The sequence below is a fragment of the Neorhizobium sp. BETTINA12A genome (assembly GCF_023006485.1).
Taxonomy (GTDB): Bacteria; Pseudomonadota; Alphaproteobacteria; order Rhizobiales; family Rhizobiaceae; genus Neorhizobium.
Genome location: NZ_JALBGW010000136.1, coordinates 1 through 12,542 on the forward strand (window position 1 = coordinate 1; position 12,542 = coordinate 12,542).

The following is a 12,542-nucleotide window of genomic DNA, read 5'->3' on the forward strand; positions in this document are numbered from 1 at the left end:
CGCTCGATGGGCCGCACCGCTCCGACCTGCTGGTGCGCCACCGCGAGAAGGACATGGAGGCCGAGCGATGCTCGACCGGCGAGCAGAAGGCCCTGCTGATCGGCCTCGTGCTCGCCCATGCGCGTCTCACCGCCGACATGACCGGTTACGCGCCGATCCTGCTGCTCGACGAGATCGCCGCCCATCTCGACGAAGGCCGGAGGGCGGCTCTTTTCGATCTCGTCCACGGCCTCGGCGGCCAGTCCTTCATGACCGGCACCGATCGGGCAATGTTTTCCGCGCTGGCCGACCGGGCACAGTTCTTTACCGTCGCCCATGGCGGCATCAGCGTTTGAAATCCACCTTACGCGACTTGGCAGCCGGTGATATGATTGCATGATGGAGAGCCTGACCCCGGAAAAATTGAGCCAAGACGAGATCGAGCGGTACCGCCGTCATATCCTGCTGCCGGAAATCGGCGGCACGGGGCAGCAGAGGATGAAGAATGCCCGCGTGCTGGTGATCGGCGCCGGCGGGCTCGGCGCGCCTATCCTCGAATATCTGGCGGCGGCCGGCATCGGTACGCTGGGGATCATCGATGACGACCTGGTTTCCCTTTCCAACCTGCAGCGGCAGGTCATCCACGATACCGGCACGATCGGCGAGCTGAAGACGAGGAGTGCCCGCGAGGCGATCGCCCGTCTCAATCCGCATGTCCGGGTCGTCGATTTCGAGGAGCGTTTTTCCGCCGAATGGGCGGCACGCAAGCTCGCCCTTTTCGACCTGCTGATCGACGGATCCGACAATTTCGATACCCGCTACGCAGCGGCCGATGCCGCGGAACTCACGCGGATACCGCTGGTGACAGGCGCGGTCGGCCGGTTCGACGGGTCGGTGACGGTGATGAAACCCTATGAGACGGGGCCGGACGGCGTTCTCAACCCCGGCTATCGCGATCTGTTTCCGGAAAAGCCGCCAGCGGGGCTGATCCCCTCCTGCGCCGAGACCGGCGTCGTGGGTGCACTGACGGGGGTCATCGGCACGCTGATGGCGATGGAGGCGATCAAGCTTGTCACCGGCATCGGCGAACCGCTGGTGGGACGGCTGATGCTCTACGATTCGCTGTCGGCCCGTTTCGACACGATCAAATACAAGCGCCGCACGGCCAAGGCAGCCGCCGAGTGATCGAGCCGCCAGCGATTGAGCCAGTAATCGAGATTGCCCGCATAGACGAGGATTTCGGACGCTGGGACGAGCTGCTGGCGCTTATCCTCTCCTCGTTCGCCTATATGGACGACATCGTCGATCCGCCCTCCTCGGCACATCGGCTGACGCTGGCGTCGCTCGCCCAGAAGGCTCGCGACGAGATCGCGTTTGCGGCAATCGAGAGCGGCAGGCTGACCGGCTGCGTCTTCTGCAAACCGGAGCCTGGCTTCCTCTATATCGGCAAGCTCGCCATCGCCCCGGCGAGCCAAGGCAAGGGCATCGGCCGCCGGTTGTTGACCGTCGCGGAAGGGATTGCTCGGGAAAAAGGCTTGCCCGCCCTGCGGCTCGAAACCCGCATCGAGCTCACCGACAATCATGCGACCTTCGCAAGATGGGGTTTCGCCAGGACGGCGGAAAACGCCCATCCTGGCTTCACCCGCACCACCTCGATCGAGATGCAGAAGCGTCTCGACTGATCAGTTGCGGCCCGGGAGCACCCGGTTCGGCGGGCGGTGGCCGTCGAAGAAGGTGCGGATGTTGATGATCACCTTGTCGCCCATGTCGATCCGGCCCTCGATCGTCGCAGAGCCCATATGCGGCAGCAGCACGACGCGGCCCTGATGAGCCAGCTTGACCAGTTTCGGGTTCACCGCCGGCTCGTTCTGGTAGACGTCCAGGCCGGCGCCGGCGATCTTGTTGTCGCGCAAAAGCTGGATCATCGCCGCCTCGTCGATGATGTCACCGCGGGCAGTGTTGACGATGATCGAACTCGGCTGCATCAGCGCGAGCCGTCGTGCCGACAGAAGATGGAAGGTCGCCGGCGTCGAGGGACAATTGACCGAGACGATATCGACGCGGGCGAGCATCTGGTCGAGGCTGTCCCAATAGGTCGCCTCGAGCTCCTCTTCGGTCGCCGGGCTGACGCGCTTGCGGTTGTGATAGTGGATCGACAGGCCGAAAGCCTTGGCACGGCGGGCGACGGCGGTGCCGATGCGGCCCATGCCGACGATGCCGATACGCTTGCCCCAGATCCGTCGGCCGAGCATCCAGGTGGGGCTCCAGCCGGTCCACTCGCCCGGCTTGTCGGTGAGGATGCGCGAGCCCTCCGCGAGCCGCCGGTTGACGGCAAGGATCAGCGCCACGGTCATGTCGGCCGTGTCCTCGGTCAGCACGTTCGGCGTATTGGTGACGGTGATGCCTTTCCTGGCGGCCGCATCGACATCGATATGGTCGAAGCCGTTGGAGAAGCTGGCGATCAGCTTCAGCTGCGGGCCGGCCTCTTCGATCAGCGCCTCGTCGATACGGTCGGTCACCGTCGGCACCAGCACGTCGGCCGATTTCATCGCCGCCGCCAGCTCGTCGCGGGTACGGGGCGCGTCGTCGATATTGAGCTCGGCCTCGAACAGCTCGCGCATGCGGGTTTCCACCGCATCCGGCAGCTTACGGGTGATATAGACCTTGGGTTTCTTCTTCGCCGTCATGAAACTCTCTGCCTGACGCCCTGAAGCGCGAAACCTGAACGTATCCGGGTTTCGTGCTTCAAGCTTTTGTTCGACGCTTGTCGTTATCCCGAAACCGGTACCCGCTTTCGGGCGGCCTGCTTTAGGAGGTCCTTAACCAAGTCGCGCGATATTCAGTTCATCCAGGGCGTTTTCTACCAGACCCGTCAGCGAAGACAAACAAAACCTCGCGAGGTTCCCGAAAGCCCGAGATCGCTCAGCCGGAACCAAACACATGCGTCGCGCCATTCTCTCTTCCTTCATCGCTCTTTCCTTCGGGCTTGTCGCCTCCCTTTCTGCAACCGCCCCGAGTTTTGCGCAGGGCGCGGCAAAAGGCCCGAGCGGCCTGCCGCTGCCGCGTTTCGTCAGCCTCAAGTCGAGGAAGGTCAATATCCGCATCGGTCCGAGCACAGACTATGCGGTGTCCTGGATGTATATGAAGTCCGGCACGCCGATGGAAATCATCCAGGAGTACGAAAACTGGCGGCGGGTTCGCGATGCCGAGGGCACCGAGGGCTGGGTGAACCAGGCCCTGCTTTCAGGCGAGCGGACTGCGGTGGCCGCTCCGTGGATGCGTGGCAAGGGCAAGGATATCTACGTCAACATGCGCCGCGACCCGCAAGGCACCGCCGCCATCCTCGCCAAGCTGGAGCCGGGCGTCGTGCTGCAGATCAAGGAATGCAACGGCGACTGGTGCCGGGTCGAGACCAACGGCTCCGAGGGCTGGGTCGCCCAGGCCGAAGTCTGGGGCGCTTATCCGGGCGAAGCGTTCAAGTAAGATTTTTCCTGCGAGGCCTCAGATGAGGCCTTCGCGCGCCGCAGCTTCGGTGAGCGACGCCATCGGGCGCGGGCCGATCTGCTGGATGCAGATGGCAGCCGCCAGGCAGCCGAGCTTGCCGCAATCCTCCAGCGAACGATCCTGGGTGTAACCGAACAGGAAACCGGCCGCGAACAGATCGCCGGCGCCGGTCGTATCGACCAGTTCCCTGATCGGATAGGCCGCGACCTTCACGCGTTCGTCGCCGCGAACGATGATCGCGCCTTCCTCGCTGAGCGTCACCGCCGCCAGCTTGCAATCCTGCGAGATCTTCTTCAGCGCCAGTTCGAAATCCTCGGTCTCGTAGAGCGACAGCGCTTCCTGTTTGTTGGCAAACACGATGTCGACGGTGCCGGAGCGCATCAGGTCGAGGAACTCGGCGCGGTAGCGGCCGACGCAGAAGGGGTCGGACAGCGTCATCGACACTTCCCGGCCATGCTCATGGGCGATGCGGGCCGATTCGCGGATCGCTTCCTTGGCGCGCGGCGGATCCCAGAGGTAACCTTCGAAATAGGTGACCTTGGCTTCGGCGACGACGTCCTCTTCCACATGTTCCGGGCCGAGATCGACGCAGGCACCGAGATAGGTGTTCATCGAACGCTCGCCATCCGGCGTCACGAAGATCATCGAGCGGGCGGTCGGCGGATTGGTGCCTTCCGGCCTGGTCCGATAATGAACGCCCTGGGCGCGGATGTCGTGCTGGAAGATGTTGCCGAGCTGGTCTTCCGCAACCTTGCCGAAATAGGCCGCCTTGCCTCCGAAACCGGCAATGCCGGCCGCCGTGTTGCCCGCCGACCCGCCGGACGCTTCCACAGCCGGGCCCATCTTCGAATAGAGGAGTTCGGCGCGTTCGGCATCGATCAGGTTCATCGCACCCTTGGTGATCGCATTCTCGCTCAGGAAATCGTCGTCGCAGCGGGCGAGAATATCCACGATGGCATTGCCGATGGTGAGCACGTCGAACTTGGGCATCCGGTCTTGATCCTCTTGGGAAACAGTTTGTCGCGAAAATCGGTATTCGGGTTTTCCACTGATTGGAAGGGAAAATAACCGCGATGCCGGCTATCCAGGGCATTTTGGGCCGTCACTCTGGTGTCACGATCACAGATTATAGAATTGGCGATCCGGTTGTGTTGCCGACCACGGATGAACTGGCGGCCGACCATCGGATGTCCTGGACGAGACCAGGAGGGAAAGCGGGGATTGCCCCGCTTTTTTGTTCGGCGCCGATCGCCACGCCTCGCTTTCAAGCGGCTTTTCTACATCAACGCATTTGTGGCAAGCCGCGACATGGGTTAGACGCATAAACCCGTCCCCACAGAAAGCCTGCCTCTTGTCCTCCGTGTTCCTGAATGTCGTGCCCCTCTTCATCCTGATCCTGATCGGCTGGATGGCGGCGAAAACCGGGATATTGAAGGAGGAGACCGGCGACGCGCTCGGCGAATTCGTCTTCAAGGTCGCCGTGCCGATGCTGATCTTCCGGACGCTGGCGGATGCACATTTCGAAGGCGCCTCGCCGTTCCGACTGTGGACCGTCTATTTTCTCGGTGTCGCCATGACCTGGGCGATCGGTCATGTCCTCACCACCCGCGTTTTCGGCCGGGATGCGAAGATCGGCGTGATCGCCGGCATGTCCGGCTCGTTTGCCAACAACGTCTTCATCGGCCTGCCGCTGGTCGCGCATGTGGTCGGCAAGGACGGACTGGTGGCGATCTCGATCCTGCTTGCGATCCACCTGCCGCTGATGATGGTGGCCGGCACGATCCTGATGGAGGGTGCGGCCGCCAAGGTCGACGGCGGCGAAAAGCGCGGCATTGCTGCGGTCCTCAAGCAGGTGGGCTCCAACCTTGCCCGCAATCCCCTGGTGATTGCGCTTCTCATCGGCGTCGCCTTCAACTTCCTCGGCCTGCATTTCCCATCGGCGATCGCCATCGTCATCGATCAGATTTCCGCCGCGGCAAGTCCGGTCGCCCTGATATCGATCGGCATGGCTCTGACGCGATATCCGATCCGGGGCGATATCGGGCTTTCGGGCACCGCGGCGGTGCTGAAGCTGATACTGCTGCCGACACTCGTCTTCCTGATGAGCCATCTGTTTGCCTTGCCCAAGGACTGGGCGACGGCGCTGGTGCTGACCGCGTCGGTTCCGACCGGCATCAATGCCTGGCTGATCGCCCAGCGATTCCGTTCGGGACATAGCCTTGCAGCATCGGTGATCAGCATGACCACCGCATTCGGGGTCTTCACCGTCGGCTTCTGGGCCTGGCTTCTCGGCTGAGTTGCCGCGCCGGATCGACTGCTGGAAATGAAAATGCCCGACTGACGCCGGGCATTTTCATTTGGAAACTCTAAAAAGCCGCCGATCAGTTGGTGGCGGGCGCCGGTGCGGCGTTCGGGTCCGGGAGCGGAACCGGCGAATCAGCCAGCGTGCGCAGATAAGCGATCAGGTTGGCGCGTTCGGAATCGTTCTTGATACCGGCAAAGCCCATCGCCGTGCCCTTCACGAAGGCCTTCGGAGCGGTGAGGAAATGGTTGAGATTGTCGAAGGTCCAGTGCTCCGCACCACCCTTGGAGAATTCCTTCATTCCGGCCGAATAAGCGAAACCTTCATGTTCGCCGACCGGGCGATTGACAACGCCCCAGAGATCCGGGCCGACCTTGTTCGGTCCGCCCTTCTCGCCGGAATGACAGCTCTGACACTTCTTGAATGTGGCTTCGCCGGCCTTGGCGTCGGCCTTCACCAGAAGCTGCGCGATCGGAACGGCGGCGGCAGCGGGTGCCGCGGCTTCACCGGCTGCGGGCTCTTCGGCGGCGATGATGGCAAAACCTGCCTTCTCGGGTACCTCCGAATGGAAAATCCCTTCCGAGGCAATGGACACCGACATCATGACGAAAACAGTAGCAAGCAGGGCGCCTGCCGCCATGTTGACATTGGGGTTCATCCGCAAATGCTCCTTCGCAACCGCCTCATGAGAAAGCGGACCATCTTGAAATCGCGCGGAACCTATGTCTTTTGCATGGTTGTTGCAACACGATTATCGTTCCGCGCGTGAGACTTTTTGACACTGTTTACGCGGGAATAGAAGGGTCTTTCCATGAAGAATTCGGCTTTTGACCGGACGCTGGTGTTGATCCCGGCACGAATGGCCTCGACACGCCTGCCGGGGAAACCTCTGGCTGATATTGCCGGCCTGCCGATGATCGTGCAGGTAGCAAAACGAGCCGGGGAAGCGCAGGTCGGGCGAATCATCGTCGCCGTCGACCACCAGGATGTCTACGACGCCGTGGCCGCCGCCGGCTTCGACGTGGTGATGACCAGGCAAGACCATCAGAGCGGTTCGGACCGGATTTTCGAGGCCGTCCAGAAGGCCGATCCGCACGCGCAGATGGACTTCGTGATCAACGTCCAGGGCGACCTGCCGACGATCGAGCCGGAAGCGGTGCGCGCTTCGCTGAGGCCGCTCGACAATCCGTCGACCGATATCGCGACGTTGACCGTCGTAATCACCGACGAACACGAGAAGACCAATCCGAACGTGGTGAAGATCGTCGGTTCGCCGCTGTCGGCGACGCGGCTGAAGGCGCTCTATTTTACCCGCGCCACCGCGCCTTACGGGAACGGCCCGCTCTATCATCATATCGGGCTCTACGCCTATCGCCGCGCGGCGCTCGAAAAATTCGTGTCGCTCGGCCCTTCCGTGCTCGAAAGGCGCGAATCGTTGGAGCAGCTTCGGGCGCTCGAAGCCGGGATGCGCATCGATGCCGAGATCGTTGACTCGGTTCCATTAGGCGTCGATACTCCCGCCGACCTTGAAAAGGCCCGTGCGATCCTGTTCGCCCGTGCCTCCTCGTAACGGATAATCCCATGAATGCACTTACGAATCGCATCGCCTTCCAGGGCGATTTCGGCGCCAATTCCGACATGGCCTGCCGCGACATGTTCCCGACCATGGAACCGCTTCCCTGCCCGACGTTCGAGGACGCCTTCCAAGCGCTCGAAAACGGCGATGCGGACCTGGCGATGATCCCGATCGAGAACACGATCGCCGGCCGCGTCGCCGATATTCATCACCTGCTGCCGGAATCGCGGCTGCATATCATCGGCGAATATTTCATGCCGATCCGCTTCCAGCTGATGGTGCTGCCCGGCGTGACCCGCGAGGAAATCCGCACCGTCCACAGCCATATCCATGCGCTCGGCCAGTGCCGCAAGATCATCCGCTCGAACGGCTGGAAGGCCGTCGTTGCCGGCGACACGGCGGGTTCGGCCAAGATGGTGGCCGAAAAGGGCGACCGCACGATGGCGGCGCTCGCACCGCGGCTTGCGGCCGATCTTTACGGGCTTGAGATCCTGGCGGAGAATGTCGAGGACCGGGACGACAACGTCACCCGTTTCGTGGTGCTCTCCCGCGACGAAAAATGGGTGCAGCGGAACGATCCAGACGAGGTGCTGGTCACCACTTTCGTATTCAACGTCCGCAACATCCCGGCTGCGCTCTACAAGGCAATGGGCGGCTTTGCGACCAACGGCATCAACATGACCAAGCTCGAAAGCTACCAGCTCGGCGGCAAGTTCGTGGCAACTCAGTTCTATGCGGATATCGAAGGCCACCCGGACGACGCCCCGGTGCGCCGGGCGCTGGAAGAGCTGCGGTTCTTTTCGGAAAAGGTGCGGGTTCTCGGCACCTATAAGGGCCACCCGATGCGGGGCGCGCTGCAGAAGGGGTGAGGGGCGACGGCGTTTAGCCGGCAAAACGCTCCGGTGGAGCGTTTTGAGCCTCGAACGCGCTGAGCAAAAGCGAAGTGCCGGGAGTGCACCATGCCGGAGGAGATGCAATCGGCCTGGAAGCTGACAGCTGGGCATAATAACCCCTTGGTGTTTTGCGGTTTTCAGTTCGGCCGGGACACGTCGTGTGCCTCGAATTGAAATTTAATAATGACACGCGACGTGCCCCGTTCGGTGTATTTTTCCGCGCAACTCCGGTCCCTCTGCGGCGGTATGGTCTTGCGTCCTTGCGGAATGCCATACCGGGTTGTGTGCGACACACGCACGCCCCGCCTCAGGGCGAGAGGGAGACCATTTTCTGCGCAGCCCCTGGCGACCCACCTGCATGACGGCAGATCATCAAGGCACCGGTCCCGTCTCGCCGGTCATGCGGGCCGGTGTAGCCGAAACGGGACGGGTGGATTGTAGGCACGGGGTCGAGGGGTGGGGATGAGCGAGGGTGTATTTTTATGCTTTTGTTTCCCAAGTGACTGATTTGCCTAAGCAAGCCCCCCTCTGCCCTGCCGGGCATCTCCCCCTCAGGTGGGGAGATCGGCTGGGGGCTTGCTCACCGCTTCCTATCCACGTCCCATTCTGCGTTATCTGGCTGCATGATGCCTATCTGGAAGCAACGGTCGTGCCGCTTGTGATCTCCCCCCTTGAGGGGGAGATGCCCGGCAGGGCAGAGGGGGGTGCCACGCCCACCGCCGCCTTTCGCGCTTACACCGCGCTCATCGCATAGGCCCGCAGCCTATGCCCGTCCGGGTCGGCCACCACGAACGTGTAGCCGAAGTCCATCTCCACAGGCGTCTGCAGCACGCGCAGGCCGCGGCCCGACCACTCGGCATAAGCCTTGTCGACGCCGGCGGCATCACCGTGCCGGAAGCAGATTTCCGAGCCGCCGCCGCACTCGCCCTTCACCGACGGTTCAGCCGTGTGGCGTGACCACAGGCCGAGCTTCATGCCGGTGTTCAACACGAAGAGGGCAAAGGTCGGGGACTTTTCCACGGGTTCGACGCCGAAGAGGGCCTGGTAAAAATCCGCGCTGGTCAGCGGATTGTCGACGAAGAGGATGGTAAAATCGGGGTGGACCATGTCAGTTCTCCTTGTGACGCAATTCCCTCTGCCGGGAATTGCTCCTGGTTGGGACTGACCGGAGATTATCGCAGCCTACTGTCAGATAATGGCAGTAGCGTTCATGGCTGGGGCGGAATTCCTTCAGCCTCTCGCCACTCCTTGAGCAAGACCGGCCGGCGGCGCGGATAACGCGTTTCCGTCCAAACCGCAGAGGAAATGCGGTCGGCACGGAAATGCCGGAAATCCTGCCTGAGTTCACACCAGGCAACCATCACCCTGACGCTGTCGAAGAAGCCGAGGGCGAATGGCCAGACTTTTCGATGGGTCAGAGCCCCCTTTTCATCTTCATATGCGAGTTCAAGGATATGCTCGGCGCGGATTGCCTTTCGGATCAGTCCGAGATCGGCCCTGTCCTCACCTCGCCGCGGCGCTCCGACAAGCAGCGTCGAACTGTCCAGTTCCTGCCTGAGATCCGGCGGCAGGACGGCGGCGATCTTGGCGAGCGCATCAACCGCGCCGACGGCCAGCCGCGGATCGGCAGTCTTTGCGACCCAGCGGGAGCCGAGCACCAGCGCCTCGATCTCTTCTTCCGAAAACATCATCGGCGGCAGCATGAAACCGGGCCGCAGCACGTAGCCGAGACCCGCCTCGCCTTCGATGAAGGCGCCTTGAGCCTGGAGGCTGGCGATATCGCGATAGAGCGTGCGCAGACTGACGCCGGTCTCGGCGGCGAGCTTGGCGCCGCTGACGGGCTGGCGGTAGCGCCGGAGCGTCTGGAGAAGAGCCAGCAGGCGCTCGGAGCGCGCCACCGTCACCGGCTCAGCGCTCCCATTCGATCCAGTCGCGCAGAAGGCGATGGGCGATCGCCCCCTTGACCGGCGCGAAAACCGGAGCGTCCGGGCCGGCATCGAGCATGGCCTCGGCCTCGGCCCGCTCGAACCAGCGGACATCGGCCATTTCCTGCGGATCGATCTTGATCTCGGTGGATTTTGCCTCGGCGTAACAGCCGATCATTAGTGAATGCGGCATCGGCCAGGGCTGCGAGGCGTGATAGCGGACCCGGCCGGTCTCGATGCCGGATTCCTCGAACGTCTCGCGGCGCACCGCGTCTTCGATCGTTTCACCTGGCTCGACGAAACCGGCGAGGCACGAGTACATGCCCTCCTGAAAATGGTGGCTGCGGCCGAGCAGGCAGCGGTCTCGCTCGATATCGACGGTGAGCATGATCACCACCGGATCCGTGCGCGGGAAGGTCATGTGCTGGCACTGGGTGCAGATGCGCTTGTAACCGCCGATCCTGGTTTCGGTCGGCGAGCCGCATTTGCCGCAGAATTTGTTGGCGGCATTCCAGTTGAGCAGTGCAACGGCCTGCGCCACCTCGCCCTGCAGCTCGCCTTCGATGAGCTGGTCGCGAAAGAGCGCCCGGGCCTCGGTCGGCTTGTAGTGGCTTGCCAGTTCCTCCGCCGGGATCAGCATCGGCACGGCGATGCGCGGTTCGCCGGTCTCGCGATAGCCGAGCAGCACGGCGTTGTCGAAATCCGGCGTGAGTTCCGCGAGCTCGTAGGGCGAAAACAGCGGGTCGAGGATCTGGCTGTCGTGCTTCAGGATCAGCCGGCTGCCGGTGAAGGCGAGGATATGGGCGCCTTCCACGGCAAGCGCCTTCTCGACGCAATCGTCCTCACGGTATTCGGCGCGGCGGTCCAGCTTGTTGCCGGAAAAGGCCGTCAGCTTGCTCGGTTCGGGATGGGGTGCGTCGGTGTCGAAAAGGTTCGCTGTCATGAAAGGGCTTCAACCAGTTTGTTGAGAAAATCTTGCTTTTGTTGCTCTTCGTAGGTCACCGCCTGACCGAAGCCCCAGATCGGGCCGGGCCAGTTCGGGTCGCCCTCGAACCGGGCGATGACATGAACATGCAGCTGGCGGACGATATTGCCGAGTGCGCCGACATTGACCTTGGTGGCGCCCGTCACCGTCTTCAGGGCTGCTGCCACCCTGTTCACCTCGACCGAGAGCAGCGCCTGTTCCGCGGGCGAGAGATCGAAGATCTCGGTCATACCTGCGCGTTGCGGCACCATGACCAGCCAGGGCCAGCGGCGGTCGTTCTGGATACGCAGCTGGCAGAGGCCCAGCACCGTCACAAGATCGGAATCGCGGGTTATCCTCGCGTCCAGTTCGAATTCGCTCAAACTTTCCTCCCTTGTTTTTCTGTTCGATAGCAGTTTTTTACAGGGTTGGCTTGCATTTGGAAGCGTTATTGACGATATGGACGGTGGGAGGTTGGTGGTGGACGAGCCACTCGCCAACCGGGTCAGGTCCGGAAGGAAGCAGCCCTAACGAGCCAGGCACGGGTCGCCGTGCCAGCCTCCCACCCTTTTACTTGTACTACCATCTTGGTCAGCTTCCGGCCCGGTCAAGACCGTGCTCAGGATTGGCCCGCGCAGGCTGGCAGGACTGAATGAGCGATACCGGGCCAACATCTTCAAGCACTTCCGCCGCCAATCCCGCCACAGGTAGCGGATACCGGGTGCTCGCCCGCAAATACCGACCTAAGGATTTCTCGGACCTGATGGTCGGCCAGGAGCCGATGGTCCGCACGCTGACCAACGCGTTCGAGACCGGCCGCATCGCCCAGGCCTATATGCTGACCGGCGTTCGTGGGGTGGGCAAGACGACGACCGCCCGCATCCTCGCCCGCGCGCTGAACTACAAGACGCCAGACATCGACAAACCGACCATCGACCTTCGCATCCCCGGCGAACATTGCCAGGCGATCATGGAAGGCCGGCATGTCGACGTGATCGAGATGGACGCCGCCTCCCATACCGGCATCGACGATATAAGAGAGATCATCGAGCAGGTGCGCTACCGTCCGGTCTCGGCGCGTTACAAAGTCTATATCATCGACGAAGTGCACATGCTCTCGACACAGGCCTTCAACGGCCTGTTGAAGACGCTCGAAGAGCCGCCGGAGCACGTGAAATTCATCTTCGCGACGACCGAAATCCGCAAGGTTCCGATCACCGTGCTGTCGCGCTGCCAGCGGTTCGACCTGCGCCGCATCAGCGCCGCGGACCTGGTTCACCTGTTCACCTCGATCCTGGAAAAGGAAGGCATTCCGGCCGAGCCGGAAGCGCTCGCCATGGTCGCGCGCGCGGCCGAAGGTTCGGCGCGTGACGGCCTGTCGCTGCTCGACCAGGCGATC

At 62.5% G+C, this 12,542-nt stretch carries 14 protein-coding genes, 1 other RNA gene and 1 pseudogene; 9 read left to right on the forward strand and 7 right to left on the reverse strand.

Features of this window, described 5'->3' with window-relative positions:
- The 3 genes and pseudogenes from MOV61_RS23185 to MOV61_RS23195 form a co-directional block, all read left to right on the forward strand.
- Positions 1-335: pseudogene (locus tag MOV61_RS23185) on the forward strand (DNA replication and repair protein RecF); the annotation flags it as partial.
- Positions 336-378: 43 nt separating this feature from the next.
- Positions 379-1,164, forward strand: a complete 786-nt coding sequence (locus MOV61_RS23190; RefSeq protein WP_247037488.1) for a molybdopterin-synthase adenylyltransferase MoeB — start codon at positions 379-381, stop codon at positions 1,162-1,164.
- 26 nt (positions 1,165-1,190) lie between these two features.
- Entirely contained in the window at positions 1,191-1,661 is a 471-nt protein-coding gene (locus tag MOV61_RS23195; RefSeq protein ID WP_247138271.1) for a GNAT family N-acetyltransferase, read from the forward strand.
- On the opposite strand, the gene MOV61_RS23200 is transcribed toward MOV61_RS23195, so the two are convergent.
- A complete protein-coding gene (locus MOV61_RS23200) occupies positions 1,662-2,666 on the reverse strand; it encodes a D-glycerate dehydrogenase (protein ID WP_038547946.1) in 1,005 nt (334 codons plus the stop codon). It abuts the gene before it with no gap.
- A gap of 253 nt (positions 2,667-2,919) precedes the next feature.
- Between MOV61_RS23200 and MOV61_RS23205 the strand changes: the two genes are divergently transcribed.
- A complete protein-coding gene (locus MOV61_RS23205; protein WP_247037486.1) occupies positions 2,920-3,462 on the forward strand; it encodes an SH3 domain-containing protein in 543 nt (180 codons plus the stop codon).
- Positions 3,463-3,480: 18 nt separating this feature from the next.
- Here the strand turns inward: MOV61_RS23205 and MOV61_RS23210 are convergent, their stop codons facing one another.
- Positions 3,481-4,473 carry an adenosine kinase gene (locus MOV61_RS23210; RefSeq protein ID WP_038547941.1) on the reverse strand — a complete coding sequence of 331 codons (993 nt, stop codon included), beginning with the start codon at positions 4,471-4,473 and terminating at the stop codon, positions 3,481-3,483.
- Positions 4,474-4,834: 361 nt separating this feature from the next.
- On the opposite strand from MOV61_RS23210, the gene MOV61_RS23215 reads away from it, so the two are divergent.
- Positions 4,835-5,779, forward strand: a complete 945-nt coding sequence (locus MOV61_RS23215; RefSeq protein ID WP_247138262.1) for an AEC family transporter — start codon at positions 4,835-4,837, stop codon at positions 5,777-5,779.
- Positions 5,780-5,864: 85 nt separating this feature from the next.
- On the opposite strand, the gene MOV61_RS23220 is transcribed toward MOV61_RS23215, so the two are convergent.
- Positions 5,865-6,443, reverse strand: a complete 579-nt coding sequence (locus MOV61_RS23220; RefSeq protein WP_247138263.1) for a cytochrome c family protein — start codon at positions 6,441-6,443, stop codon at positions 5,865-5,867.
- Between the two features lie 153 nt (positions 6,444-6,596).
- On the opposite strand from MOV61_RS23220, the gene MOV61_RS23225 reads away from it, so the two are divergent.
- Positions 6,597-7,355: a 3-deoxy-manno-octulosonate cytidylyltransferase gene (locus tag MOV61_RS23225; protein WP_247138264.1), complete on the forward strand. Its 759-nt coding sequence runs from the start codon at positions 6,597-6,599 to the stop codon at positions 7,353-7,355.
- An 11-nt stretch (positions 7,356-7,366) separates the two neighbouring features.
- Entirely contained in the window at positions 7,367-8,230 is an 864-nt protein-coding gene (locus tag MOV61_RS23230; RefSeq protein ID WP_247138265.1) for a prephenate dehydratase, read from the forward strand.
- 756 nt (positions 8,231-8,986) lie between these two features.
- On the opposite strand, the gene MOV61_RS23235 is transcribed toward MOV61_RS23230, so the two are convergent.
- The 4 genes from MOV61_RS23235 to MOV61_RS23250 all read right to left on the reverse strand — a co-directional run bounded on the left by MOV61_RS23235 (position 8,987) and on the right by MOV61_RS23250 (position 11,526).
- Positions 8,987-9,361: a VOC family protein gene (locus MOV61_RS23235; RefSeq protein WP_247138266.1), complete on the reverse strand. Its 375-nt coding sequence runs from the start codon at positions 9,359-9,361 to the stop codon at positions 8,987-8,989.
- A gap of 101 nt (positions 9,362-9,462) precedes the next feature.
- Positions 9,463-10,158, reverse strand: coding sequence for a YafY family protein (locus MOV61_RS23240; protein ID WP_247138267.1), 696 nt, complete (start codon positions 10,156-10,158; stop codon positions 9,463-9,465).
- A 4-nt stretch (positions 10,159-10,162) separates the two neighbouring features.
- Positions 10,163-11,122 carry an NAD(+) diphosphatase gene (gene nudC / locus MOV61_RS23245; protein ID WP_247138268.1) on the reverse strand — a complete coding sequence of 320 codons (960 nt, stop codon included), beginning with the start codon at positions 11,120-11,122 and terminating at the stop codon, positions 10,163-10,165.
- Positions 11,119-11,526, reverse strand: a complete 408-nt coding sequence (locus tag MOV61_RS23250) for an HIT family protein (RefSeq protein WP_247138269.1) — start codon at positions 11,524-11,526, stop codon at positions 11,119-11,121. The genes nudC and MOV61_RS23250 overlap by 4 nt, the downstream gene beginning before the upstream one ends.
- An 86-nt stretch (positions 11,527-11,612) precedes the next feature.
- On the opposite strand from MOV61_RS23250, the gene ffs reads away from it, so the two are divergent.
- An RNA gene (gene ffs / locus MOV61_RS23255) (signal recognition particle sRNA small type) lies at positions 11,613-11,709 on the forward strand.
- A gap of 86 nt (positions 11,710-11,795) precedes the next feature.
- A partial coding sequence (dnaX, locus tag MOV61_RS23260; RefSeq protein WP_247138270.1) for a DNA polymerase III subunit gamma/tau occupies positions 11,796-12,542 on the forward strand: 747 nt, incomplete at its 3' end.